Raw genomic sequence first — 25430 nt, forward strand, 5'->3', positions numbered from 1 at the left:
TAACTTGCTCGGCATATTACTGAGTTGGTATGTTAGCCGTCGTGGCAACGCCGTTCGAAGTCCTCGCCGAGCCCGTCCGCCGGCGCATCCTCGACCTGCTGCGCGAGCGCCCCCGCTCGGTCGGCGAACTGACCGAACAGTTGGGGCTGACCCAGCCGGGCACCTCGAAACACCTGCGGGTGTTGCGTGACGCCGGGCTCGTGCGGGTCCGCCCGGAGGCGCAGCGTCGCTGGTATGAACTCTGCCCCGAACCGCTCGCCGAACTCGACGCCTGGCTCGCGCCGTATCGCTGGATGTGGTCCAGCCGGATCGATGCCCTCGAACGACATCTGCACACCATGCCAGCCGGGTCCGACACTTCCGCCGGGGGCGACGACGCCCGGCGCGACGACGATCCGAGATCCGAGGAGTTGCCGTGAACGAGAGCCTGGAGACGACGCACGGACGTCAGGTGCTGCGCATCGAACGCCGGCTGGCCCACCCGGCGGAGAAGGTCTGGCCGGCCGTCACCGCGCCCGAGCACCTCCGCGAGTGGTTTCCCGCCGAGGTACGCCTGGAGCCGCGCCCCGGAGGGCGGATGAGCTTCAGTTTCGGCTCCGGCCCCGACGCGCCGCCGGAGTCGGTCGGCCGGGTCGAGGCGTACGAGCCGCCCCGGCTGTTCGCGTTCAGTTGGGAGGACGAACTCTTCCGGATCGAGTTGCACCCTGACGGTCCGGGTTGCCTGCTGGTGTTCAGCCACGTCTTCGACGACCGGGCCGGCGCGGCGAGCTTCGCCTCCGGCTGGCGGCTCTGCCTCGACGCGCTCGAAGGACTGCTGGCGGGCCGCGCGCCCGATCGCTCGAAGCGACCGTCGGGACGGCTGCACGAGTCGTACGTCGAGCGGTTCGGGCTGGCCGAAGGCGTCGCCGACACCACCGGGGACGGCTGGCGGGTGCGCTTCGAGCGGCAACTGACCCGGCCGGCGGAGGCGGCCTGGGCGGCGCTGACCGGGACGGCACCCGACCAGCCGGCCACACTGGGCGCGCCGCCGCCACCAGCTCGCCGAGGAGGCCGACCAGCTGACCGGCTGACCAACCTGTCGCTCGGGCGGGCCGGACACGCCGGGGCGCCGGTTCGATAACGGGACGGACCGGAACGCCGCCCTCGGCTTGACACCAAGCTTGCGAATATGTGCACTTGTGACACTCCGCTCCAGCCGGCACCGGTGCCCGCTCAGCACTCCAACCGGGTCGGCCACCACCGTCACGGGGAGGCACGATGGCACGACACACAGGCGCGCCCGGCACGAACCTCCGGCTCGACCGGCGCCGGCTGCTCGGGCTCGGCATCGCCGCCGGGGCCGCTCCACTCCTCGGTGCCTGCGGCGGCGCGTCGACAAGCGGCTCGGACGAGGAAGGTTCGATCACCTTCCTCTCGACCCAGTTCACCCCGGTCGAGGAGCGGCAGCGGTTCGAGCAGATCCTCCGGGACCGGGTCTCCGGCGGCGCGATCGCGTACAACACCGTCGAGCCGAACGTCTTCTCCTCGACAATCACCTCGCAGGTCGCTGCCGGGCGGGTCCAGGTGAGCCTGGCCGGCGGGCTGCACGGCGACTTCGCCCCGCACGCGGACAAGTTCGAGAACCTCGACGACCTGGCCGGCAAACTCGCCGACCGGCAGTTCCCGACCGACCTCGCCCAGCTCGGCAAGCTGGCCGGCGGCGCCACCACCTATCTGCCGTGGATGCAGGCGTCGTACGTGCTCGCGGTGAACAAACGGGCGTTGCAGTGGCTGCCCAGCGGCGCCGACGTGCAGAATCTCACCTACGACCAGTTCCTGACCTGGGTCGGCAACGCCCGGCGGGCCAACGGCAACAAGCCGGTCCTCGGCCTGCCCTGCGGCCCGAAGGGTCTCTACCACCGGTTCTTCCAGGGCTACCTGCTGCCGAGCTTCACCGGCGGTCAGATGACCACCTTCCGCAGCCCGGAGGCGGTGCAGGCGTGGCAGTACATGGTGGAGCTGTGGGCGCAGACCGCACCCGCGTCGACCAACTACGACAACATGCAGGAGCCGTTGCAGCGCGGTGAGGTGCTGATCGCCTGGGACCACGTCGCCCGGTTGGTGAACGCCCCGGGTGACAAGCCGGACGACTGGGTGATGGCACCCGCGCCACGCGGCCCGAAGGGGCTCGGCTACATGCTTGTCGTCGCCGGCCTGGCGATCCCGAAGGGCGCTCCGGAGGCGGATCGGGCGCGCCAGGTGATCGAGACGCTGACCACCCCGGACGTGCAGTTGGAGGTGCTGCGCCGCAACGCCTTCTTCCCGGTGGTCCAGGCGACGCTCCCGAGCGACCTGCCGCCGGCCGTGGCGCTGGAGGCCGAGGCGGTACGCCGCCAGCAGGACGCCGAGGGTGCGCTGCTCGCCCTGCCTCCGGTCGGGTTGGGCGCCAAGGACGGCGAGGTGTCCCAGATCTTCAAGAACTGCTTCAAGGAGATCTGCCTGGACCGCCGGCCGGTGCAGCAGGTCCTCGACCGGCAGGCCCAGCAGCTCAACACCATCCTGGACGAGGTGAAGGTGCCGTGCTGGCGCCCGGACCCGGTCGCGGCGGGGCAGACGTGCCGGGTGCAGTGACCACCGCGCCGGATCCGGCGCCCACCGAACCGTCCCGGCCGGCACCGGGCGCCCGGCCGGACCGGCGGCGGGGACGGCCCCGGGTACCGACGGCCGCGCTGCTGGTCGCCCCGTCGGTGATCTTCCTGGCCGCGCTCTTCCTCTGGCCGATCGCGGTAGGGGTCGGGCAGGCGTTCACCGGTGACGACGGGCCCACCCTGGCCCACCTGCGCCGGATGCTCGACGATCCCTACTTCTGGACGGCGACCCGGAACACCGCGCTGCTGATCGTCGTACTGATCCCGTTGCAGTTCGCGTTCGCGCTGACCATGGCGCTGCTGCTGCGGGAACGGCCGAGGCTGTCGTCGTTCTACTTCTACGTCTGGTGCGTACCGCTGGCGATCAGCGATCTGGCCGCCGGGCTGGTCTGGCTCTCCATCTTCGCCGACCGGGGGTACCTGAACTCGGTCCTGGCCCACCTCGGGCTCGGCGAGGGCTACGCCTGGCTCTCCTACGACAACGACACCACGATGTTCGTCGCGGTGCTGCTGGCCGAACTGTGGCGGGCCACCTCGCTGGTACTGGTGATCGTGGTGGCCGGGTTGCAGAACATCCCACGCGACTACGACGAGGCGGCGGCGGTCTTCGGCGCGACGTACTGGCAGCGGCTGCGGTACATAATCCTGCCGCAGTTGCGCCCGAGCCTCCAGGTGGCGCTGATCCTGCGTACCATCCTCGGTTTGCAGACCTTCGCCGTCGCCCAGGCGCTCACCGGCCGGAGCTTTCCGCTGCTGGTCGGCGAGACCTACCAGTGGTACGTGACGTTGCAGAACGAACGGGTCTCGGCGGCGATCGCCCTGGTGATCATGCTGATGTCGCTCGGCACCGCGGTGGTCTACCTGCGGGTGCTGCGGGACCCGGCGGCCAGTGGCGGTGGCCGGTGAGCCGGCTGCGGGCGGCCCGGCGCCGCAGCATCGCGATCCACGTCGCCTGTGTCGCGGTGACCCTCTTCATGGGGCTGCCGATCTATCTGATCGCGCTGGCCGCGCTCTCCAGCCGGGAGTCACTGAACCGCTTCCCGCTCTCGCTGCTGCCCACCGACGTCTCGACCGAGACGATGCGGGTCTTCCTGGACAGCACCGGGGTGGTCGGCGGGTTCCAGAACTCCGTCGAGGTGGGGCTGCTCAGCCTGGCCCTGTCACTGGTCCTCGGGGTACCGGCCGGTTACGCCGTGGCCCGGTACGCCTTCCGGGGCCGGGAGCCGTACCAGCTCTTCCTGCTGCTCACCCGGGCGCTGCCGATTGTGGTGCTCTCGGTGCCACTGGCCCGGGTCTTCCTGGCCACCGGGCTCTACGACACGACCTACGCCGTGGCGCTGCTGCACACCGCGCTGGCGCTGCCGACCACCGTACTGATCACGTCGGCGATCTTCGTGGCGGTGCCGGTCGAGCACGAGGAGGCGGCGATGGTCTTCGGGGCCAGCGCGCCGAGGGCGTTCGCCCGGGTGGTACTCCCACAGGCGCTGCCCGGGATCGCCGCCGCCGCGATCTTCACCTTCGTCACCTCCTGGAACGAGGTGCTCGGGGCGGCGGTGCTCACCCTGAACCGGCGTACCCTGCCGGCCCAGGTGCTCTCGACGCTCGCCGACTCGCCACTGGCGTTCCGCTTCGCCGGGGGCTTCGCGCTGGTGGTTCCGGCGCTGATCTTCATCGCGTTCATGCGCCGTTATCTGTTGAACATGTGGGGAACCACGATCCGCTGAGAGGGACGAACGTTGGCCGAGATCGTGCTGCGGAACCTGGTGAAGACCTATCCGGGGACCCGCTCCCCCGCCACCGACGACATCAGCCTGGAGGTGCGTGACGGCGAGTTCCTGGTGCTCGTCGGGCCGAGTGGCTGCGGCAAGACGACCCTGCTCCGGATGATCGCCGGGCTGGAGACCCCGGACTCCGGCAGCGTGCGGATCGGCGACCGGGACGTGACCGAACTGCCGGCCCGGCAGCGCGGCCTCTCGATGGTCTTCCAGTCGTACGCCATCTGGCCGCACATGCGGGTACGCCAGAACATCGCCTTCGGGTTGACGATGCGCAAGACGCCGAAGGCGGAGATCGACCGGCGGGTCGGCGAGGCGGCCGAACTCCTGCACCTGACCGAATACCTGGACCGCTATCCGGCGCAGCTCTCCGGCGGGCAGCGGCAGCGGGTCGCGGTGGCCCGGGCGATCGTCACCGACGCCGACGTGCTGCTGATGGACGAGCCACTGTCCAACCTGGACGCACTGCTGCGGATGGAGTTCCGCACCGAGCTGAAGCGGATCGTCGGCAAGCTCGGCACCACCACCGTCTACGTCACGCACGACCAGGCCGAGGCGCTCTCCCTGGGTGACCGGATCGCGGTGCTACGCGAGGGCCGGGTGGCGCAGATCGGCCCGCCGCTGGAGGTCTACGACCGGCCGGCCGACGAGTTCGTCGGCGGCTTCCTCGGCGCCCCGCCGATGAACTTCCTGCCGGCCCGGGTCGACCGGACCGACGGCCGGGCACGGTTGCGGATCGGCGACCAGTCCACCCCCGCACCGCCGGTGCTCGACGACTATTCCGGCGACGAGGTGACGGTGGGCGTCCGGGCCGAGAACATCGAGGTCCACGACACCGACGGGCCGGACCGGCTGGCGGCCCGGGTGGAGGTGGTCGAGCCGACCGGAGCGGCCATCCTGCTCACCGTCGAGCTGGCCGGTCGGCAGCTCAAGGTGCAGGCGCCGTCGACGTTCCGGATCGGCCCCGGCAGTCCGGTCTGGCTCGGCGTCGACCCGGAACGGGTACGTTGCTACCACCCCGCCGACTCGACCGCGATCGAGGTCTCCGGCTGATCGAGCGCGCGTCCCGGCCGGGGTGCGGGACGGGTCGCGGTTGCCCTCCGGGTACGGTGAAGCACGGCTCCACCGATCGACGCTCCACCGTTCCCGCCGCGATTGGGTACGCGCCCGGCCCGATGGGTACGGTGTGCACGTGCTGGAATCGGGAGTCCTGCTGAGCGGGCGTTACCGCCTGGACGAGCGTGTCGCCACCGGCGGCATGGGCGACGTGTGGCGCGGTACCGACGTGGTGCTCGGGCGTCGGGTCGCGGTCAAGGTGCTGCTCCCCTCCCTGCTCTCCGACCCCGATTTCATCGCCCGGTTCCGGGCCGAGGCCCGGATGCTGGCCACCCTGCACCACCCGGGCATCGTGCAGGTCTTCGACTACGGCGAGGACGAACTCTCCACCGGCCGCACCGACTATCTGGTGATGGAGTACGTCGACGGCGAGCCGCTGTCGGCGCGGATCCGGGACAACGGACGACTGAGCGTGGTCGACGCGATGCACGTGGTGGCGCAGGTCGCCCAGGCACTGCACGCCGCGCACCAGGGCGGGATCGTGCACCGCGACGTCAAGCCGAGCAACCTGCTGGTGCAGGCCGACGGCACCGTCCGGCTGCTCGACTTCGGGGTGGCCCGCTCGGTGAACATCACCAGCATCACCAGCTCGAACGCGGTACCCGGTACCGCGCTCTACATGGCGCCGGAGCAGGCCGCCGGCAAGCCCGTCTCGGCCGCCACCGACATCTACTCGCTCGGTGCGGTGGCGTACCAGTGCGTGGCCGGGCAGCCGCCGTTCACCGGGGAGAACCCGTTGCAGGTCGCGGTGAAGCACCTGCACGAGGATCCGGATCCGCTGCCGGAGGACGTACCCGCTCCGGTGGCCGAGCTGATCGGCCGGGCCCTGGCCAAGGATCCGGCCGACCGGTACCCGGACGCCGCGGCGCTGGCCACGGCGGCCCGGGCCGCCGCGAACCACCCGGAGGTGGTGGCGGCGGACGCGGCGGGCGGGATCGACGGCGGCGGAATCGCCCCGGCGAAGTCGTCGACCGCGGTCACCGGGCTCGGTCTCCGGGCCGGAGCGGCCGGCGGTGCGGGCGCGGGGAACGGGCCGAGCACGCTCACCGACAATCCGGTGGTCGGCTCGGGCGGCCGGGACCGGGAGCCGGGCATCGGCATCCTCACCCTGGCCGGGATCGCCGCCGTGGTGGGGCTGGGTGCCGCGGTGGTGACCGCGATAATCGCCTTCCGGATGGCCGACGACGCCCCGGCGACGAACGCGCCGCCGTCCCCGACGCCAAGCAGCAGTGCGACGGTGGAGGCACACATCCCGGATCAGCCGTCGGCGACGGTGCCCAGCGGGCAGGAGACCGACCCGGACCGCCCCCGGGACACCCCCCGACCGCGTCCCACCAGTTCCCCGACGCCGACCGCGACTCCGGACACCGAGCCGACCGAGGAGCCGACCGAGACGGCGCCGCCGACGAACCCGGCGCCGAGCAACCCGCCGACCGGTCCGGAGAACCCGCCGGGCACTGGCGGTCCGGTGGAGCCCGGCAACGGCTGAACCGAACGACCTCGTACTGTTGGTAGTCTTCGCACTACTCACAGTGAGACAACGCGCCTCGGATCAGCAGGTCGCGAAATACTTCCCTTTATCCCTGTTTCCAGGGTGATCAACGATAAATCCCCCTAAGGTGTGCTCGACGTCGTCGAAGCCCCGGTGGGAGCCCGCATGAGCAGGGAAAAGCTGGTTGTCGTTGGTCAGGGATACGTCGGTCTGCCGCTCGCGGTGGCCGCCGTGGAGTCGGGACTGGACGTGGTCGGACTCGACCTCGACACCGACCGGATCAAGCGACTCGGCAGCGGGGAATCCTTTGTCGAGGACATCTCCGACCAGCGGCTCCGTGCGGCGCTGGCCACCGGCCGCTACCTGCCCAGCAGCGACTACGCCGACGCCCGGGACTTCGACGTCTGCGTGATCAGCGTGCCGACCCCGCTGCGCGACGGCGTACCGGACCTCAGCTACGTGGAGCAGGCCGGTGCGGCACTCGCCCCGTACGTCCGCCCCGGCTGCACGGTCATCCTGGAGTCGACGACCTACCCCGGTACTACCGAAGAACTGCTCCGGCCGCTGCTGGAGGAGGGCAGCGGGCTGCGCAGCCCGGACGACTTCCACCTCGGCTACAGCCCCGAGCGGATCGATCCGGGCAACCCGGTCTGGCGGCTGGAGAACACCCCGAAGGTGGTCTCCGGGATGGGGCCGGCGGCGCTGGACCGGGTCGACTCGTTCTACCGCCGGATCGTGGAGCAGACCGTACCCGTCGACTCGACCCGGGTCGCAGAGCTCACCAAGCTGATCGAGAACACCTTCCGCCAGGTCAACATCGCCCTCGTCAACGAGCTGGCCACCTTCAGCCACCAGCTCGGCATCGACATCTGGCAGGCCATCGACGCGGCGGCGACCAAGCCGTTCGGGTTCATGTCCTTCCGGCCCGGCCCCGGGATCGGCGGCCATTGCCTGCCGATCGACCCCTGCTATCTCTCCTGGCAGGTGAAACGCCGGCTCGGCCGGCAGTTCCGGTTCGTCGAGCTGGCCAGCGACATCAACCACACCATGCCGGAGTACGTCGCACAGCGGGTGATGGCGGGACTGAGCAGCCAGGGCCGGCCGCTGCGGGGTGCCCGGGTGCTGATGATCGGTCTGGCGTACAAGAAGAACACCGGTGACCTGCGGGACTCCCCCGCGATCGACCTCGCCGGCAGGCTGCACGCGCTCGGCGCCCGGATCAGGGCGGTGGAGCCGTACGCCGATCCCCGGAATGTGCCGACCGAGCTGGCAATGGTCGAGCTGACCGAGGACGAGGTACGGCAGGCCGACGCGGTGGTGGTGGTCACCGACCACGACGGGCTCGACTACGACATGATCGTCAGGTCCGCCCGGTACGTCTTCGACAGCCGCGACCGCTGCCGCGGCCCGGTCGTCGAGCGCCTGTGACGGCACCGGGCACCAGCTCCGGCGGCGGCTCGGCCGGTCGCTCCCTCGCGTCAGCGGGCTCCTCCGCCAGACGCTCCTCTGCCCGACGGCGGCGGGTCAGCGGGCTCGGGCCAGCACGCCGACCGGCTCGGCGCGCTCGGTCGGCCAGCAGCCCCGGGCTGTCGCGAGCCGGTGGTAGAGATCCCGGGTGGCCGCCACCAGCCGGGGCGTGCCGAACGCCTCCCTGGTCTCGGTGAGCGCGGTCCGGCCCATCCGGCGCCGCAACTCGTCGTCACCCAGCAGCCGCAGCACCGCCCGGCTCAGCCCGTCGACGTCCCGGCGGTCGCAGAGCAGTCCGGTCCGGCCGTGCCGGACCACCTCGGTGGTACCGCCCACGTCGGTCGCCACCACCGGTCGGCCGGCATGACCCGCCTCGATGAGGGTCAGCGGCGTCCCCTCGTGGTCCGAGGTCTGCAACACCAGGTCGGCGGCGGAGTAGACCGTCTCCAGGTCCGACCGCCAGGACAGGAAGGTGACCTCGATCCCGCTGGCGGCGGCCAGTCTGACCATCTCGGCCAACTCGTCACCCTCGCCGCAGACCACGAACCGGACATCGGGCCGAGTCCGCCGCACCGCCCGGGCCACCGTGAGGAACCGGTCCGGCCGTTTGGGCGTACTCAGCGGACCGAGGTACGCCACCACCGGCCCGGTCTCGGGCAGTCCGAGGGTACGCCGTGCCTGGGCCTGCTCGGGCAACGGAGACAGGCTCGCCCCCGGCGGCATCACGGTGTACTGGTCGGGACGGCCGATCGAGGCGGCCAGCAGGTCGTCGCGGACCCGAGCACCGACGGCCACCAGCGCGTGGCTGGTCCGGGCCAGCACCGCCTCGGCACCGGCGACGAGCTGGCCGGCGACCTGCGGTGAGCCCGGGAACGGATGGGTGTGGAAGGTGTGCACCCGGATCGGTACCCGGCAGGTGACCGCCGCCACCCGGCCCAGCAGGCCGGCCCGCAGGTCGTGGGTGTGCACGAGGTCCGGCTGGAAGTGCCGGATCTCCGCGATCAGCGCGGCCGTCGCCCGGATGTTGTCGACCGGCCGAACCGGGCGACGGAGCGCGGGCAGCACCCTGACCGGTACGTCGGAGGCGCGCAACCGGCGGTAGTCGCCGGCACCCGGCTCGACCGGTCCCGCATAGAGCCGCTGCTCGAAGCGGTCCGGGTCCAGCCCGCGCATCAACGCGCCGACCTGCGGCGCAGCCTCGCCCACAGCCATTTGGGAGATGATCCGCAGCACCCGCAGCGGTCGCATGACCAGACCTTTCGCCCGTCGCGGCACGACCGATGATCGGTCGCGCCGAGATAAACCTTTGATCCCGTTATACGCCTATCTGTGGAGATAGGCCGATGATCTGGTAAATTAGGAGGGTCGACAGTGGCCGGCAGGTACGGGACGGCCACGTCCTCGGTGGTCGGCCCGACGCCGCCCGACGACCGCGATGGACGGTCCCGCCCGGCGGCCGTATCGGACGGTCCCGCCCGCTGGCCGCGTCGGACAGTGCTGTCCGGCGACCGCGTCGGACGGTCGACGTAGGCCGGACGGTGTCGACCTGAGCCGGACGGTGTCGACGTGGGCCGGACGATGTCGACCTGAGCCGGACGATGTCGACCTGAGCCGGACGGACCGGTCCGGCGGTAGGCTGGTCGTCCATGACAAGGCAACGCCGGACGGGTTCCGTCCCGGACGCCGGCCGAGCCCGGTGAGCGTCCTCCGGGTACGCGGGCGTGCCCTGCCCGACGGCGAGTGGGTCGACCTCTACGCCGACGGCGATCGCTGGACCACCGATCCGGTCCGGAACGCGGAACTTGTCGCCGAGGGGTGGCTGCTGCCCGGCCTGGTCGACGCGCACACCCACCCCGGAGCCGAGGCGCCCGGCCGGCCGCTCGACGAGAAGCTGCTCCGCCTCGACCTGGGTCGGCACGCCAAGCACGGGGTGACCCTGATCCGCGCACCGGGGCTGGCCGGTGAGCCACCGTCCTGGTTCGGCACCGACCCCGACCTGCCCCGCGCGGTCCACGCCGGACCGTGGATCGCCCAGCACGGCCAGTTCTTCGCCGAATGGGGCCGCCGGGCCAGTCACGCCGACCTGCCGCAGGTCGCCGCGACCCAGGCCGCCCAGAGCGGTTGGGCGAAGGTGGTCGCCGACTGGTTACCGGGTGACGACCCGCTTCCGGTGGACGTACTCCGGGCTGCGGTGACCGCCGTGCACCGCGTTGGCGGGCGGGTCGCCGTACACACCCAGCACGCGGTGGGCGGTGCCGCGGCGGTGGCCGCCGGGGTCGACTCGGTCGAGCACGGCATGCACCTGGATCCGGCCCTGCTGCACCGGATGGTCGAGCAGGGTACGGCGTTGACACCGACGCTTTCGGTGATCACCGCCGCACTCGACCGGCTGCGCGAGGCCGCCGACTCCCCACGTCGGCGTTGGGGGTTGAGCGGTGCCATCGCACACGGACCACTTGTCGCGGCCGCCGCCGAGGCCGGGGTCACGCTGTTGGCCGGTACCGACGCCCGGCCACACGGGCGGATCGCCGACGAGGTACGCGCGCTGGCGGCTGCCGGCGTACCCCCGCACGTCGCGCTCGGTGCCGCGTCCTGGACCGCCCGGGACTACCTCGGCCTGCCGGGCCTCGTTCCGGGCGCTCCCGCCGACGCCGTCGTCTACTCCGGTGACCCCCGTGACGACCTCGACCGGCTCGATCACCCGAGCGCGGTGGTGCTGCGGGGCCGGCTCGTCCGGGCAGCCGGCGGATAGCCTGCACCCCGGGAGCACACCGCCCCGGACCACGGTCCGGAGCGGACCGGCCCGGGGCGGTCGCCTCAACGGCGTTCCAGCAGCACCACCGGGATCTGCCTGGGTGTCCGCTCGGCGTAGGTCCGGTACATCGGGAAGATCTTCGCCATCAACTCCCAGAGCCGGGGCCGCTCGGCAGGGTCGGCGACCCGAGCCTGGGCGGCAAACCGCTCCGCCCTCACCTGCACCCGCACCGACGGATCCGCCCGAAGGTTGAGGAACCAGCTCGGATGGTGGGCGGCGGCGCCGTTCGAGGCCACCACGACGTACCGGTCGCCGTCCCGGCCGTAGATCAGCGGGGTCCTACGCAGGACGCCACTCCTCCGGCCCCGGGTGGTGATCAGCAGGGTCGGAAAGCCCTGGTAGTCGTGCCCGTCCGCCCCGTCGGTCGCCAGATAGCGCCGGACGTGCGCCGACACCCAGCCGGCGGGACTGTCACGTACCTCCTCGGTTGCGGGCGCCTCCCCTGTTGCCCTGGGCCGTGCGTCGTGCGTCTCCGTCATCGGTTTCCCTCCACTGTGCACTGAGTTCCCCCATCCGACCGGTGCGGCCGGGTCGGGTCGTCCGGTTCGGAGCGGCGGGACGTACCCCTACCCGAGGTCCCGCAGTGGGATCGGGCGGAAGTCGTCGGCGTGGTCGGCCGCCCACTGTTGGAAGGTACGCGCCGGCACCTCGGTCAACTCCTGCACGGTCCGGGTCACCGGCTCCGGCTCGGTGACCAGCCCTGCCCAGTACGCCAGCGCCCCGTTGACGTAGTCGCCGTCTCCCCAGGCCGCGAGGAGTTCCTGGCGGGCCTGATCGACCGGAATCTCCTCCCAGCGCACCGGTCGGCCGATCGCCTCGCCGATCAGCCGTGCCTGCTCGGCCTGGGTCACCGGCTCCGGCCCGGTCAGCACGTACCTGCGACCGGCGTGCCCGTCCTCGGTCAGTGCCCGGACCGCCACCGCCGCGATGTCCCGCTCGTGGATCAGTGACCGGGCCGCCTCCCCGTAGACCCAGCGGACCGTTGCGGTGGCACGGATCTGGTCCGCCCATCCCAGGGTGTTGGTGGCGAAGCCGCCGGCCCGGAGGAAGGTCCAGCTCGACGGGGAGCTCTCGATCAGCCGCTCCAACTCGCCCCAGAATCCGTTGCGGGCCGGGTCCTGATCGTCCCGGACACTCATCGCGGAGAGGTAGACGACGTGTACCCCGGGCGCGGTGACGGCGTCCACGACCGCCGGTGCCAGATCGGCGGTGAAGAACGGCCAGAGCAGGAAGACTCCGTCGACCCCGGCGGCGGCCCGGGCCAGCGCGTCCGGGTCGGCGAGGTCGCCACGGACCGGGGTCGCACCGCCGGGCAGATCGGCGCGGCCGGGATCCCGGACCAGTGCCCGGACCTCGGCCCCGGCCGCCAGCAGCCCGTCGACCACGTGCCGTCCCACGTTCCCGGTCGCGCCGATGACCAGGATCGTTCGGTTGTCGCTCATCTTCAGTCCCCTCGTGCCGACGGGGCCGACCGGATGCGGCCGGCCCGGGGTCCCGGTGCGGGACCGTCGGAGCCAGGCTCGGACTTAAACAAGGGTTCAAGTCAAGCTAGCCTCGGCGGGGTGACGACAGTTTCCTGGCAGGCGGAGCACCTCACGATCGGCGAACTCGCCCAGCGCAGCGGCGTACCGGCGTCGGCACTGCGCTTCTACGAGCGGCAGGGGCTGATCGGCAGCCGCCGTACCTCGGGAAACCAGCGGCGCTACCACCGGAGCACGCTGCGCAAGGTCGCCTTCATCCGGGCGTCGCAGAGCGTCGGCATCCCACTGTCGGTCATCGGCGAGGTGCTCGGCTTCCTTCCGGAGGACGTCGCGCCCACCCGGGAGTTCTGGATCCGTGCCTCGGAGTGCTGGAGCGCCGAGTTGAACGACCGGATAGCCCGGCTGGAGCGGATGCGAGATCTATTCACCGAATGTGTCGGTTGCGGCTGCCTCTCCTTCGAGCAGTGCGGGCTGGTCAACCCACGGGACGTACTCGGCGAGGAGGGTTCGGGGCCGCGCCGGTTGCAGTGATCGGTTCGGAAACCGCTGCCCGCCGGACCGCCACGCGCACCGCTCGCGTCAGGGCGGCGTTTGCACGGGATCGGGCGTTGGGTATCAGGTCACCAACATTCCCGGCGGGCCGGGGCCGGCAGGGGGTTCGAGCGCCGGTCACCGCGCCGGGCCGATCCGCATTCCACCCCCGAGGAGGCTCTCATGCGTTACGGATCGATAGGCGGCGTCATCGTACTGCTGTGGCTGATCATCGGCGCGATCGCGGCCGGGCAGCGCGGGTACTTCGACCGGAGCAACGACAACTGCGCTGAGGTCGGCACCACGATCGTGACGGTGATCGCCGGACCGCTCAACTACGTCGGGTTGAACCCCGAGATCGAGTGTGACGTGCCCGAACCCTCGCGCTGAGCGCGGCCATCCCGTCCAGACCATCGACAGCAGCGCGCCGGACCGCCCGACAGGTCGGTCCGGCGCGCTACGTCTGTCGGCCGACCCCACTCACCCGGGGCCACGGCGTCGCAGATGGTCCGCCACCATCCGCACCCGCGCCAGTCGCATATCCGGGTTTGGTCATATTGATGAGTTTGATTGAAAAGTTGGCCCTGACATTTGTCATAGGTACCCGTGCACGACGCACTCTGGGGGATGACTTAACACACTAGTAACACCTCGGATCCGACCAGGAGACTCGGATGCATCGATGGAGCACGGTCGCCCAGGGACCACCCGAGGAGCCGCGAGATGGACGAGAGATACGACGCCTACTGTGCGGTCGATCCACTGTTCTACGACTCGCTCAGCACCACGTCCGCGACCGCCACCGCCGGGTTCACCGCCGCCGACCGGCAGGTGCCGGACGGCTGGCAGCGCGAACCGAGCGACGACTGGCTGATCTACGGCCCCCGGGACGGCAAGCTTCCCCAGCAGGGCTGGAAGATCCACGTGTCGGCCTGTCTGGACAACGCCGACCGGATCCTGGACAGCGTCTTCGACTACTGCGTACCCCGGGGAATCTCGTTCAAGTTCCTCCGCGGCCCGCGGATGCTGCTGATGCGCAACTCGAAGTACGCCCGGCGTGGCTCCAGCGGCAAGTTCGTCACCATCTACCCCCGGGACGAGGCTGAACTCGAACTGGCCTGCAAGGAACTCGCCGAGCGGCTGGACGGCGAGGCCGGGCCGTACATCCTCAGTGACCTGCGCTACGGTGCCGGCCCGGTCTACGTCCGGTACGGCGGATTCGCCGCCCGGTACTGCGTCGGCGACGACGGCCAGGTGGTACCCGCGATCGAGGACGGGGACGGCACCCTGGTACCGGACCGGCGGGACCCGGTCTTCCACGTACCGGACTGGGTGACCCTGCCGGGGTTCCTCGGCCCGCATCTCGCCGCCCGCAACGCGACCACCACCACGGACCTGCCGTACCGGATCGAACGGGTGATCCACTTTTCCAACGGCGGCGGCCTGTACGTCGGCCGGGACACCCGCACCGACACCCAGGTGGTACTCAAGGAGGCCCGCCCGCACGCCGGGCTGGACGCCACCGGCACGGACGCGATCACCCGGCTGCACCGCGAGGCCGAGATGCTGCGCCGGCTCGCCGACGTGCCGGGGATCGCCCGGGTGCACGACGAGTTCGTCCTCGGCGACCACCGCTTCCTCGCTCTGGAGTTCGTCGAGGGCCGGGCGCTGAACAAGCTGATCGTCGAGCGGTACCCGCTGGTCGACGCCGACGCAACCCCGGCCGAGCTGGCCGACTACACGGAGTGGGCGCTGCGGATCCACCAGCAGGTGGAGCGGACCGTCGAGGCGATCGCGGCGCACGGCATCGTCTACGGCGACCTGCACCTGTTCAACATCATGGTCGGGCCGGACGACCGGGTCACCCTTGTCGACTTCGAGGTCGCCGCGCCGGTGGCCGAGGCGAGCCGCCCCGCGCTGCGCAACCAGGCATTCGCCGCCCCGCGCGACCGGACCGGGCTGGCCGTGGACCGCTACGCCCTGGCCTGCCTCCGGCTCGCCCTCTTCCTGCCGCTGACCCAGATGGTCCGGCTGGCCCCGACCAAGGCCGCGCACCTCGCCGACGTGGTCGCCGCGCACTTCCCGGTGCCACGCGCCTTCCTGGACGCGGCCGTCGCCGAGATCACCGGCAACGCCTCCCGAGCCTCCGCTGACCCGATGGCCGCCGCGAAACCGACAGCCGCCGCCGAGCCGACAGCCTCCGCGAAACCGAGGGTCGACGTTGAGCCGATGGCCGCCGCGAAACCGACAGCCGCCGCGGCACCGCCAGCCATCGTCGAGCTGATGGCCGACGACTTCGCCGCCGGCCGGGCGGCCTGGCCGAAGCTGCGCGACCGGATCGCCGGCGCCATCCTCGCCAGTGCCACCCCGGACCGCGACGACCGGCTCTTCCCCGGGGACATCGACCAGTTCCGCACCGGTGGCCTGAACCTCGGGTACGGCGCCGCCGGCGTCCTGCACGCGCTGCACGCCACCGGCGCCGGCCGGTACCCGGAGTACGAGGACTGGCTGGTGAAGCGCGCCCTGCGACCCGCCTCCGGCACCCGCTGCGGCTTCTACGACGGACTGCACGGGGTGGCGTACGCCCTGGAGCACCTCGGCCGGCGGCAGGACGCCCTCGACGTACTCGACATCTGCCTCGGAGAGCCCTGGGAAGAACTCGGCGAGGACCTGGTGAGTGGGCTCTCCGGCATAGCGCTCAACCTCGCCGAGATGGCGGGCCGGACCGGTGAACCGAGGTTACGGCAGGCTGCCTGGCGCGCCGCCGAACTGGTCGCCGACCGGTCTGCCGATGGCGCCGGTGCGCCGGCCGGAGGCGACACCGCCGGCAGCACCGGCGCCGGAGCGCAGATCAGCGGCGGGCAGCACCCGTACGCGGGACTGACCCGGGGACGCAGCGGAGCGGCCCTGATGTTCCTCCGGCTCTACGAGTGCGGTGGCGACACCGAACTGCTGGACCGGGCCGGTGACGCGCTACGGCAGGACCTGCGCCGGTGCGTGGTACGCCCGGACGGGGCGCTGGAGGTCAACGAGGGCTGGCGGACCATGCCGTACCTGGCACACGGCAGCGTCGGCATCGGGCTGGTGCTCGACCAGTACCTCCGGCACCGGCCGGACCCGGAACTCGCCGAGTCCGCCGACGCCATCCGGCGGGCCGCCCGAGCCCCGTTCTACGCACAGTCCGGGCTCTTCGCCGGGCGGGCCGGCATCATCGCCTACCTTGCCGCGCGGACGCCCGACCAAAGCCACCCGACCGGGGAACAGTGCCGCCCGACCGGGGAACAGCCGAGCCGGGAACACCTGACCACGGAACAGCCCGGCGGTGCCGGGGTGGGCCGGGAGGACGACCGGACCGAACTGGACCGGCAGGTGGGGCGGCTCGCCTGGCACGCGCTGCCGTACCGGGGCTTCCTCGCCTTTCCCGGCGAGCAACTGCTGCGGCTGTCGATGGACCTGGCCACCGGGAGCGCGGGCGTACTGCTCGCCACCGGGATGGCCCGGCACGACGAGCCGGTGACGCTGCCCTTCCTCGCGCCGCTGACCGGCGCGACCAGACTCCCCTCGCTGCCGCGAGGGGCACAACGGACCGAACAGTAAGGAGGAGGTGAAACAACCATGGCGCTTCTGGACCTTCAGGGAATGGAGCTGGCCGACCGCACCGGTGGGGGCGGCGGTGGCGGCGGTAGCCGCGCGAGCCTGCTGCTGTGCGGCGACAGCTCGCTGTCCGTGACGACCTGCAACTGATCAGGTCAGCATCGGGGCCCTGGGTGGGCAGACGTCCCCGCCCAGGGCAACCCCGTGTCGACGGGAGGGTGGTACGCGTGGCCGCCGACGGGAACCGGCCGGTCCAGGCCGACGGGAACCGGCTTCTCCGGCAGGCGATCGCGTACGGCGGCGGCTGGACCGTCACCCTCGGGGCCACCGCGCTGCTCGGCGCGGTGGCCGAACTGCTGTTACCGGCTGCTCTCGGGTTGGCCGTGGACGCCGCGCTCGGCGAGGCGGACCGGTGGTGGCCACTCGCCGCCTGCGGTCTGGTGGTGCTGATCGTCGCCACCGACACGCTGAGCAACCTCGCGGGTGGAGCCGGTACCGCCCGGACCACCGCCCGGCTGCGGCACCGGCTGCTCGGGCACCTGCTCGCCCTCGATCCGCGCCGGGCCACCCGCTATCCCGTTGGCGACCTGGTCGGCCGGCTGGTCGGTCAGGCCGCCGACTCCGGGCAGGCCGGGAGCACCGTGGTTCTCGGAGTGACCGCCGCGCTCCCCCCGCTGGGCAGCGTCGTCGCGCTGCTGCTGCTCGACTGGCGCCTCGCCGCCACGTTCGGTGCCGGGCTGCTACTGCTCGCCGTCGGCCTGCGCGCCTTCGTCACCGACGCCTCGGCCGCCGCCGCCGGCTATCTCGGGGTACAGGCAAGGATCGCCGCGCGGCTCGCCGAGGCGCTGCACGGTTCACGTACGATCGCCGCCGCCGGCACCGTCCGGGCCGAGATCGATCGGGTACTGGAGCCGCTGCCGCTGCTGCGCACGCACGGTACCCGCACCTGGGCGGCACTGGCCCGCGCCTCGGGCCGGACCGCTGCGGTGGCCCCGCTGCTGCAACTGGCGATCGTCGCGGTCGGCGGCTGGTCGGTGGCGCAGGGGCGGCTCACCCCGGGCCAGCTCTTCGCCGCCGTGCAGTACGCCGCGCTCGGCGCCGGCCTGGGCAGCATCGTCGCCACGCTCAACCGGCTGGTCCGGACCCGGGCCGGGGTGCAGCGGGTCGCCGCCGTACTGGCCGAACCACCCCGCTCGTACGGGACTGCACCACTGCCCGACGGTACGGGCCGGCTGGTCCTGACCGGAGTCACCGTGTACGCCGACGACGGCCGACCGGTGCTGGACGGGATCGACCTTCGGGTGCCGCCGGGCGCCACGATCGCCGTCGTCGGCCCCTCCGGGGCGGGCAAGTCGACCCTGGCCGCGGTCGCCGGCCGGCTGCGTGACCCCGATGCCGGCGAGGTACTGCTCGACGGGACACCGCTGCGCCGGCTGAGTCGCCGCGCCCTGCGGCAGGCGGTCGGGTACGGCTTCGAGCGGCCGGTACTCATCGGCGAGACGATCGCCGAGGCCGTCATGCTCGGCGCCGACACCGACACTCATGCAAACGACGGCTCCGAATCCGGCTCAGCCCCCGAATCCGGCTCAGGCTCAGGCTCGGAATCAGGCGCCGGTTCCGGGGCTCGCGCCGGCGCCCGGCCCGGAGTGGTGGCCCGGGCGGCCGCCATCGACGAGTTCGTCGAGCGGCTGCCGGACGGCTATCACAGCCGGCTCGACACGACTCCGATGTCCGGCGGCGAGGCGCAGCGACTCGGGCTGGCCCGAGCCCTGCACGCGCAGCGGCTGCTGATCCTCGACGACGCGACGTCCAGCCTGGACACCGCCACCGAGCACCGGATCGCGGCCGCGGTCGCCGCGCACCCGGATCGGCGTACCCGACTGGTCGTGACCCACCGGGTGGCCACCGCCGCCGCTGCGGAACTGGTCGCCTGGCTGGATGGCGGCCGGCTGCGCGGCGTCGGCCCGCACCGCCTGCTGTGGCGGGATCCGGAGTACCGGGGCGTCTTCGCCGCCACCCCGGCGTCGCCCGCTACCGAGCCGGCGGCCCGGGCAGCGGAACCGGCAGTCGAGCCGACCGAGCCGGCGGCCGGGGCAACGGAGCCGGTGGTCTCGGCGACGGAGCCACCGGTGGAGGCGGTCCGGTGAGCGAGGTCGCCCGGTTCACCGCCGCCGCGCTACGCCGCCGGAACCGCCCGCTCCGCCGGCTCGCCGGCTGGTCGGCCGCCGAAGCGCTGCCGACCCTGCTCGCCGGCTATCTGACCGCCCGGGCCGTCGACGACGGATTCCTGGCCGGCCGGCCGGGCACCGGGCTGGCCTGGCTGGGCGTACTGGCCGTCGCGGTCGTGCTCGGCGCGGTCGGCACCAACCGGGCGTACGCCTGCCTCGGCGACGTCGTCGAACCGTTCCGCGACGAACTGGCCGGCCGGGTGGTCACCGGGGCGCTGCACCGGTCGACCACTGCCGGAGCCCGGCCGGAGACCGCGGCTGTGGCCCGGCTGACCCATCAGGTGGAGATCGTCCGGGACACCTTCGCCGGGCTGGTGATGGTGGTTCGGGGATTCCTCTTCACCGCTGGCGCGGCACTGCTCGGGCTCTTCTCGCTGACTCCGGTGGTGGCCGGGGTGGTCGCGGTACCGCTGGTCGCCGGGCTGGTGCTCTTCGCCGCCGCACTGCCGGCGATGGTCGCCCGGCAGCGCGACTACGTCCACGCCGACGAACGGCTCGGCGAGGCGGCCGGGGCGGCGTTCGCCGGGCACCGGGACGTGGTGGCCTGCGGGGCGCAGGAGACCGTCGCCGCGCGGGTGGGCCGGCAGGTGGACCGACAGGCCCGCGCCGAGCGCGCGCTGGCCCGGATGGCGGCGCTGCGCAGCCTGAGCCTGGCGGTCGGGGGCTGGCTGCCGCTTGCGGTACTGCTGCTGGCCGCGCCGTGGCTGGTCCAGCGGGGGCTCACCGCCGGTGCGGTGCTCGGCGCCCTGGTGTACGTCGCCACCGGTCTCCAGCCGGCGCTGCACGCGCTGGTGCAGGGCGTGGCCGGTGGCGGGCTCCGGTTCGCGGTGACCCTGGACCGGATCCTCGCCGCCACCACGTTCGGGTCCGGCGACGGCGACACACCGCCGAACACCGCCACCGCCACCGCTCCCGGTCGGGCCGATGCCGCCGTCCGGCGCCGGGCCGATGCGACCGTCCGGCGCCGGGGCGCTGCGCCGGCACTGGCGGAGCTGCGCGGGGTCACCTTCCGGTACGGCCCCCGGGCCTGCCCGGTCCTCGACAAATTCGACCTCACCCTCGCCGAGGGGGCATACCTGGCGGTGGTGGGGCCGAGCGGGGCCGGCAAGTCCACCCTGGCCGGGCTGCTCGCCGGGCTGCTCCGACCGCAGAGCGGGACGGTGCTGCTCGGCGGGACGGTGCTGGTCGGCGGCGGGTCTTCGATCGGTGCCGCCGATCCGGCGACCCTGGCCCGGCACCGGGTGGTGATCCCGCAGGAGGCGTACGTCTTCACCGGCACGCTGCTGGAGAACCTGCGTTACCTCTGTCCCGACGTACGGCCCGACCGGGTCGACGCGGCGGTACACCGGCTCGGACTACTGCCGCTGGTACGCCGGCTCGGCGGGCTGACCGCGACGCTGGACCCCACGGCGCTCTCCGCCGGTGAGCGGCAACTCGTCGCGGCGGTACGCGCCTACCTCTCCCCCGCACCGCTGGCGATCCTGGACGAGGCGACCTGTCATCTCGACCCGGTGGCCGAGGCGACCGTCGAGGACGCCTTCGCCACCCGACCGGGCGCGTTGGTGGTGGTCGCCCACCGGATCAGTTCGGCGCTGCGGGCCCGGCAGGTGTTGATTCTCGACGGTGGTCGTCCACTGCGCGGCCGGCACGACGAGCTGCTGGCCCGCTCGGCGACATACCGGGAACTCGTCGGGCACTGGCGGGGCGATCCCGTTTCCACCGAGGTGCCAGCTATATAGAGTTGCCTCGATGGAGGCCATTCAGGTACTCGGACTCAGCGCCCTGTCGCACGACGCGTCGGCCTGTGTGGTCCGGGGTGACGAGATCCTCTTCGCCGGGCACGCCGAACGGTACTCGCGCCTGAAGAACGATCCCGACCTCGCCCCAGGGCTGCTCGCCGAGGCGCTCTCCTGGGGCCGCCCCGATCTGGTCGCCTGGTACGAGCACCCGCTGCGAAAGAAGCTCCGGCACGTACGGGCCGGGCAGTTCCGGCACGCCGTCGACGTCGACGACCTGCCCCGCCGCTACCTGCGCCGGCTCGACCTGCCCGAACTGCGCGGGGTCCCGATCCGGTACGTCGGGCACCACCACTCGCACGCCGCCGCCGGGCACTTCACCAGCGGGGAGCGGCACACGGCGGTACTCACCGCCGACGCGATAGGCGAGTTCGAGACGCTCACCCTCGGCGAGTTCCGCGACGGCGTCTACCGGGTCTTCGCCCGTTGCCGCTACCCGCACAGCCTCGGACTGCTCTACAGCGCCTTCACCCGCCGCTGTGGATTCAAGCCGAACGAGGAGGAGTTCATCGTGATGGGGCTGGCCGCGCTCGGTCGGCCCAGGTACGTCGCGCAGCTCAAGACGGATCTGATCGAGCTCACTCCACCGACCTTCCGGCTACGCCGCAACGTGCATCGGGGCATCGGCGACTGGCAGCCCCGGGCCGATCCCGCCGACCTGGCGGCGAGCATCCAGGTGGTGGCCGAGGAGGTGCTGCTCGGCGCGGCACGCTGGCTGCGTACCCGGGTCGAGGCGGCGACGCTCACCGTGATGGGCGGGCTCGGGCTCAACTGTGTCGCGAACGAGTTGCTCGCCCGGCAGAGTGGCTTCGACCGGATAACCCTGCTGCCGAATCCCGGGGACGCCGGGTCGAGCCTCGGCGCGGCGGCTGCGGTCCTCGGCCACCAGCTCAACTGGGCCGGGCCGTACCTGGGCACCCTGATCGGGGGCGACTACCCGGTGGCGGCCCTGGCCGAGGCGCTGGCCGCCGGGAGGGTCGTCGGGGTGGCCCGGGGCCGCGCCGAGTTCGGCCCCCGGGCGCTGGGCAACCGTTCGCTGTTGGCCGACCCGCGCGGCCCGGACAGCCGGGACCGGGTCAACCGGGTGAAGGGGCGGGAGCCGTTCCGGCCGTTCGCCCCGGTGGTCCGGCAGGAGGTCGCCCAGCGGTACTTCGACATGCCGGTCGGCGCGTCGCCGTACATGCAGTTCACCGCCCGGTGTCGCGACCCCCTGGCGTTTCCCGGGATCGTGCACGTGGACGGGACGTCCCGGGTGCAGACCGTGACCCGGCAGCAGCATCCGGGCCTCTACGACCTGCTCGGCGAACACGAGCGGCGGACCGGCTGCCCGATCCTGCTCAACACAAGTCTCAACCTGAAGGGCGAACCGCTGGTCAACGACCTGACGGACGCCCGCCGGTTCAGCAGCCGGACAGGTGTGCCCGTGCTCTGAACCGTGGCGGGCGGGACGGCGACCGCCCCGCCCACCACCGTCCCCGATCCCGAACCGGATCGAAGCGATGCAGATCCAGCCCCTCCCCCGGACGGTTCAGATCCAGGCCTTCTCCCGGGCGATCCGGATCGCCTCGATCCGGGTACGCGCGCCGGTCTTGCCGGCGATCCGCGACAGGTGATTACGCACGGTACCGGGAGAGAGGGAGAGCTTGCCGGCGATCTCCACCACCGGCCACCCCTCGGCGGCGATCTCCAGCACCTCCACCTCCCGTTCGGTGAGCGGATTGTTCCGGGCGAGCGCCGCGACCACCAGGTCGGCGTCCACCACGGACTTTCCGCAGGCGAGCCGGCGTACCGCCTCGATCACCCGTTCCGGGCCGACGTCGCTGCCGAGGAAGCCGAGACGCTGGCACTGGGCCCGTAACGCGTCCCCGAGCACCCTCGGCCGGCGCGGGTCCACCAGTACCAGGACCGGAGGCGGTTCGGACGGTGCGACCCCGTTGGAGAGGGCCCCCGCCCCGAAGAGCTTGACGTCCGCGATGGCCACGTCGGGCCGCTGCATCCGCAGCGCCGTGCCGATGTCCTCGGCTCGGTCGACCTCCGCGACGACCTCGATGTCGTCCTGTGTGGTCAGCACGAAGGCCAGGGCGCCACGGATGAGAGCGCCGTTCAGCGCGAGCAGCGTTCGTATCACGTTCCCCCCTGCTACTTGTCATCGCTAGATCACCCCGCGTGAACATTCAAACACGAGCACGCTGAGTGCGCCCGTTGGAGCGACCGGGGCCGCCGACACGTTCGTCGCCGCCGGCCCCTGCCCAGGATGCGCGGGTGATCGGCCCGATCAGATCCAACCCGCCCGCTGTGCCTGCCGGACCGCCTCCAGCCGGTTCCGGGTACCCGTCTTGCGCATGATCACCGAGAGATGATTACGGACCGTGCCGTGCGCCAGGTACAGCCGACGGGCGATCTCCTTGAGCGGCAATCCCTCGGCGACCACCCGCAGCACCTCCAGCTCACGGCTGGTGAGTGGGCTCTCCGGCGGGCTCAGCGCGGCTACGGCGGCGACCGGGTCGAACACCCGCTCGCCGAACGCCACCGACCGGACCAGCCGGGCCAGCTCCGCCGGGGGCAGGTTCTTGTCGACGAAACCGCGGGCGCCGGCCCGGATCGCCCGTTGCAGCGCCTCCGGGGTCAGCTGGGCGCTCAGGGCCAGTACCGCAATGTCCGGCGTCTGCGCACCGAGCTGCGCCAACACGTCGAGCATGTCGGCACCCGGTACATCCATGTCGACCACCACGACGTCCGGCCGGTGCCGCCTGGCAACCGTCACCACCTCTCCCGGCTCGTAGAGGTCCGCCACCACGTCCAGGTCCTCCTCACTCGACAACACCGCCCGTAACGCCCCCCGCAACAAACCCATCTCCTCAACGATCACGATCCGGATCACGAGGTCACTCCGATCTCGGTACACGACTCAGCGACAACGTCGACATCCGAGCGGGTCCCACCCGACCGGAGTCGATCACGAGCACGATTGAGTACGGTGCCGTCGGTCGGGCCCGCCACCTCGACGGGTACGGCGGTGCCCGGTGTACCGACGGAAGCTTCTCCACCGGGTTGCCCGCAGGAACGCTGGCAGGCATGGCGGAGAAGGAGGAAGCGACCGAGGTACGGCCGCCGGATGGGTCAGCCAGGCAGCGCTGGTACCCCCGGCAACCTGCTGGTGGGACTCGCGTCTCCGCCCGCCAGGACCGACGGAGAACGCGTGGCTGGCTGCCAGCCGGGCGCGGCCGGCAGTGCGGCGCAGTGTCCGCCGCTGGACTGCGTGGGCCCGGCCTGCTGGGTGCCGGCGCCGGTGTCGACGGGTGAACGGGGCGTGGGCGGCAACCCGGAGTTGGTGTCCCGAGCGACGGCACGCGGAATCGACAGGCGGCTCGCGCCCGCCGCGCTGCCGGCACCCGGATCGAGCGACTGCCGCAGCGGCGTGGAGAAGGTGGACGGTCCGAGGGGAACCGGCCCGAGCGGCTGAGCCAGGGCCGGCGGGGAGACCGACGGCCACGACCCGGCGGGCGGCGGAGCCGGCTCGACCGGTTGGTGCACCACGAGCCGGGACGACGGTACGCCGAGGTGACCGTCGTACCGCACGTCACCGACGACGTCGGGCACGCTGCCGACGATCTCCGGTACGGCCAGGAGCAGTTCCGGCCACCGTTGGGCCGCCGCCGGCACAACCGCCACCACTTCCGGCAACGCCTCCAGCACCACAGGCACCGTGGCCACCACCTCCGGAACCACGGCGGTCACCACAGGCACCGCAGCGACCACCTCCGGAACCGCAGCCACCACCTCCGGAACCACGGCCGTCAGCACAGGCAGCCGGGTCGGTGTCGTGGGGAGGGACGACGGGGTGTGCGGCAGGGCCGGTGTTGTCTTGGGGAGGACCGTCCGAAGCGGAGCATCGAGGACGGCTGCCGGTCGAGCTGTCTGCGGGCTGGCCTGGTCCGGTCGGGTGGGGCCGCTTCCGCCCAGGAACCCGGGCGTGCGGAGCAGTCGCCGGGCATCGGGGGCCGCTGCACCGCGCTCGGTACCCGACTCGGTTGTCACCCGGCCAGCGGAGTGCTTCCGCTGCGGCCGCGACGCGGGTCCACCCCGCTCGGCGGCAGTCGAGGGGCGGGTCCGCTCCGGACGGGTCGACTCCGGACGCCTAGTGGACTCCGGACGGAGCCGGCCCGGACGCACGGAGTCCGAACGAGCGGACTCTGGACGGGTCCGGGCCGGGCCGGAAGTGGGGCGATCGGTCTCCGGTGTCGCTTTTCGAGGCAACTGAACGTGATCGTCGAGCAGTGCCGGCAACCCCGGCGCGACCGTCTCGACGAGCGAGTCGAGCGGTCGCGGCGCGGTCGCCGAAGCGTCGCGGTCGCCGGCGAGCGCCGGCCCGTCGAGCGTGCTGAGGAGGACGTATCCGGCCAGGGCACCGCCGCCGAGCAGGGCAATTCGGGTCAGCAGTCGGACCGTACGCCTACCGGGGCCCGGCCTGTCCGGACCCGGCACGCGCCGGACTGCTGAGACCAGGG

The 25430-nt window shown here is 72.2% G+C and carries 22 protein-coding genes; 16 read left to right on the top strand and 6 right to left on the bottom strand.

Annotated elements, in window-relative coordinates:
* The first annotated feature begins 41 nt into the window (after positions 1-41).
* The 8 genes from CLT71_RS05905 (at position 42) to CLT71_RS05940 (ending at position 8438) form a co-directional block, all read left to right on the top strand.
* A complete protein-coding gene (locus tag CLT71_RS05905; protein WP_101366212.1) occupies positions 42-419 on the top strand; it encodes a metalloregulator ArsR/SmtB family transcription factor in 378 nt (125 codons plus the stop codon).
* Positions 416-1120 carry an SRPBCC family protein gene (locus CLT71_RS05910; protein ID WP_158242178.1) on the top strand — a complete coding sequence of 235 codons (705 nt, stop codon included), beginning with the start codon at positions 416-418 and terminating at the stop codon, positions 1118-1120. Before CLT71_RS05905 ends, CLT71_RS05910 begins: the two co-directional genes overlap by 4 nt.
* A 137-nt stretch (positions 1121-1257) precedes the next feature.
* Positions 1258-2610: an ABC transporter substrate-binding protein gene (locus CLT71_RS05915; protein WP_101366214.1), complete on the top strand. Its 1353-nt coding sequence runs from the start codon at positions 1258-1260 to the stop codon at positions 2608-2610.
* On the top strand, positions 2607-3533 hold the full coding sequence (locus tag CLT71_RS05920) for a carbohydrate ABC transporter permease (protein ID WP_486483076.1): 927 nt from the start codon (positions 2607-2609) through the stop codon (positions 3531-3533). The genes CLT71_RS05915 and CLT71_RS05920 overlap by 4 nt, the downstream gene beginning before the upstream one ends.
* The gene (locus tag CLT71_RS05925; RefSeq protein ID WP_486483077.1) at positions 3530-4351 is read left to right on the top strand and encodes a carbohydrate ABC transporter permease; all 822 of its coding nucleotides are present in this window, start codon (positions 3530-3532) and stop codon (positions 4349-4351) included. Before CLT71_RS05920 ends, CLT71_RS05925 begins: the two co-directional genes overlap by 4 nt.
* Positions 4352-4363: 12 nt before the next feature.
* Positions 4364-5455 carry an ABC transporter ATP-binding protein gene (locus CLT71_RS05930; RefSeq protein WP_101366215.1) on the top strand — a complete coding sequence of 364 codons (1092 nt, stop codon included), beginning with the start codon at positions 4364-4366 and terminating at the stop codon, positions 5453-5455.
* Between the two features lie 139 nt (positions 5456-5594).
* Positions 5595-7007: a serine/threonine-protein kinase gene (locus CLT71_RS05935; RefSeq protein WP_101371187.1), complete on the top strand. Its 1413-nt coding sequence runs from the start codon at positions 5595-5597 to the stop codon at positions 7005-7007.
* 168 nt (positions 7008-7175) lie between these two features.
* Positions 7176-8438, top strand: a complete 1263-nt coding sequence (locus CLT71_RS05940) for a nucleotide sugar dehydrogenase (RefSeq protein ID WP_101371188.1) — start codon at positions 7176-7178, stop codon at positions 8436-8438.
* A gap of 96 nt (positions 8439-8534) precedes the next feature.
* Here the strand turns inward: CLT71_RS05940 and CLT71_RS05945 are convergent, their stop codons facing one another.
* Positions 8535-9725: a glycosyltransferase gene (locus tag CLT71_RS05945; RefSeq protein ID WP_101366216.1), complete on the bottom strand. Its 1191-nt coding sequence runs from the start codon at positions 9723-9725 to the stop codon at positions 8535-8537.
* Positions 9726-10173: 448 nt separating this feature from the next.
* On the opposite strand from CLT71_RS05945, the gene CLT71_RS05950 reads away from it, so the two are divergent.
* Complete coding sequence (locus CLT71_RS05950; protein WP_486483078.1) at positions 10174-11229, top strand: amidohydrolase family protein; 1056 nt, start codon at positions 10174-10176, stop codon at positions 11227-11229.
* A gap of 65 nt (positions 11230-11294) precedes the next feature.
* On the opposite strand, the gene CLT71_RS05955 is transcribed toward CLT71_RS05950, so the two are convergent.
* Together CLT71_RS05955 and CLT71_RS05960 are read right to left on the bottom strand one after the other, a co-directional pair.
* Positions 11295-11771, bottom strand: a complete 477-nt coding sequence (locus CLT71_RS05955; RefSeq protein WP_101366218.1) for a nitroreductase family deazaflavin-dependent oxidoreductase — start codon at positions 11769-11771, stop codon at positions 11295-11297.
* Between the two features lie 87 nt (positions 11772-11858).
* Positions 11859-12734, bottom strand: a complete 876-nt coding sequence (locus CLT71_RS05960) for an NAD(P)H-binding protein (protein ID WP_101366219.1) — start codon at positions 12732-12734, stop codon at positions 11859-11861.
* A 120-nt stretch (positions 12735-12854) separates the two neighbouring features.
* Between CLT71_RS05960 and soxR the strand changes: the two genes are divergently transcribed.
* The 7 genes from soxR (at position 12855) to CLT71_RS05995 (ending at position 22354) form a co-directional block, all read left to right on the top strand.
* Complete coding sequence (gene soxR / locus CLT71_RS05965; protein WP_486483079.1) at positions 12855-13304, top strand: redox-sensitive transcriptional activator SoxR; 450 nt, start codon at positions 12855-12857, stop codon at positions 13302-13304.
* A 183-nt stretch (positions 13305-13487) separates the two neighbouring features.
* A complete protein-coding gene (locus CLT71_RS05970) occupies positions 13488-13694 on the top strand; it encodes a hypothetical protein (protein WP_101366221.1) in 207 nt (68 codons plus the stop codon).
* Positions 13695-14027: 333 nt separating this feature from the next.
* Complete coding sequence (lanKC, locus tag CLT71_RS05975) at positions 14028-16901, top strand: class III lanthionine synthetase LanKC (protein WP_101366222.1); 2874 nt, start codon at positions 14028-14030, stop codon at positions 16899-16901.
* Between the two features lie 18 nt (positions 16902-16919).
* Positions 16920-17048, top strand: coding sequence for a SapB/AmfS family lanthipeptide (locus CLT71_RS05980; RefSeq protein WP_101366223.1), 129 nt, complete (start codon positions 16920-16922; stop codon positions 17046-17048).
* 77 nt (positions 17049-17125) lie between these two features.
* Positions 17126-19045: an ABC transporter ATP-binding protein gene (locus CLT71_RS05985; protein ID WP_101366224.1), complete on the top strand. Its 1920-nt coding sequence runs from the start codon at positions 17126-17128 to the stop codon at positions 19043-19045.
* A complete protein-coding gene (locus tag CLT71_RS05990; protein WP_199187523.1) occupies positions 19042-20865 on the top strand; it encodes an ABC transporter ATP-binding protein in 1824 nt (607 codons plus the stop codon). Before CLT71_RS05985 ends, CLT71_RS05990 begins: the two co-directional genes overlap by 4 nt.
* Before the next feature lie 10 nt (positions 20866-20875).
* A complete protein-coding gene (locus CLT71_RS05995; protein ID WP_101366225.1) occupies positions 20876-22354 on the top strand; it encodes a carbamoyltransferase C-terminal domain-containing protein in 1479 nt (492 codons plus the stop codon).
* 96 nt (positions 22355-22450) lie between these two features.
* Here the strand turns inward: CLT71_RS05995 and CLT71_RS06000 are convergent, their stop codons facing one another.
* From CLT71_RS06000 to CLT71_RS06010, 3 genes are all read right to left on the bottom strand, one after another.
* Positions 22451-23050, bottom strand: a complete 600-nt coding sequence (locus CLT71_RS06000) for a response regulator transcription factor (protein ID WP_101366226.1) — start codon at positions 23048-23050, stop codon at positions 22451-22453.
* 147 nt (positions 23051-23197) lie between these two features.
* The gene (locus CLT71_RS06005; protein ID WP_486483080.1) at positions 23198-23827 is read right to left on the bottom strand and encodes a response regulator; all 630 of its coding nucleotides are present in this window, start codon (positions 23825-23827) and stop codon (positions 23198-23200) included.
* Positions 23828-24042: 215 nt separating this feature from the next.
* Positions 24043-24660: a hypothetical protein gene (locus tag CLT71_RS06010; RefSeq protein ID WP_143743373.1), complete on the bottom strand. Its 618-nt coding sequence runs from the start codon at positions 24658-24660 to the stop codon at positions 24043-24045.
* Positions 24661-25430: the final 770 nt, after the last annotated feature.

The organism is Plantactinospora sp. CNZ320, assembly GCF_002846275.1.

Excerpts from the sequence above, each read along its gene's own strand:
- lanKC (WP_101366222.1), top strand. The coding sequence starts at position 14,028 with ATGGACGAGAGATACGACGCCTACTGTGCGGTCGATCCACTGTTCTAC.
- CLT71_RS05955 (WP_101366218.1), bottom strand. The coding sequence starts at position 11,771 with ATGACGGAGACGCACGACGCACGGCCCAGGGCAACAGGGGAGGCGCCC.
- CLT71_RS05970 (WP_101366221.1), top strand. The coding sequence starts at position 13,488 with ATGCGTTACGGATCGATAGGCGGCGTCATCGTACTGCTGTGGCTGATC.
- CLT71_RS05995 (WP_101366225.1), top strand. The coding sequence starts at position 20,876 with ATGGAGGCCATTCAGGTACTCGGACTCAGCGCCCTGTCGCACGACGCG.
- CLT71_RS05960 (WP_101366219.1), bottom strand. The coding sequence starts at position 12,734 with ATGAGCGACAACCGAACGATCCTGGTCATCGGCGCGACCGGGAACGTG.
- CLT71_RS05940 (WP_101371188.1), top strand. The coding sequence starts at position 7,176 with ATGAGCAGGGAAAAGCTGGTTGTCGTTGGTCAGGGATACGTCGGTCTG.
- CLT71_RS05915 (WP_101366214.1), top strand. The coding sequence starts at position 1,258 with ATGGCACGACACACAGGCGCGCCCGGCACGAACCTCCGGCTCGACCGG.
- CLT71_RS05980 (WP_101366223.1), top strand. The coding sequence starts at position 16,920 with ATGGCGCTTCTGGACCTTCAGGGAATGGAGCTGGCCGACCGCACCGGT.
- CLT71_RS05945 (WP_101366216.1), bottom strand. The coding sequence starts at position 9,725 with ATGCGACCGCTGCGGGTGCTGCGGATCATCTCCCAAATGGCTGTGGGC.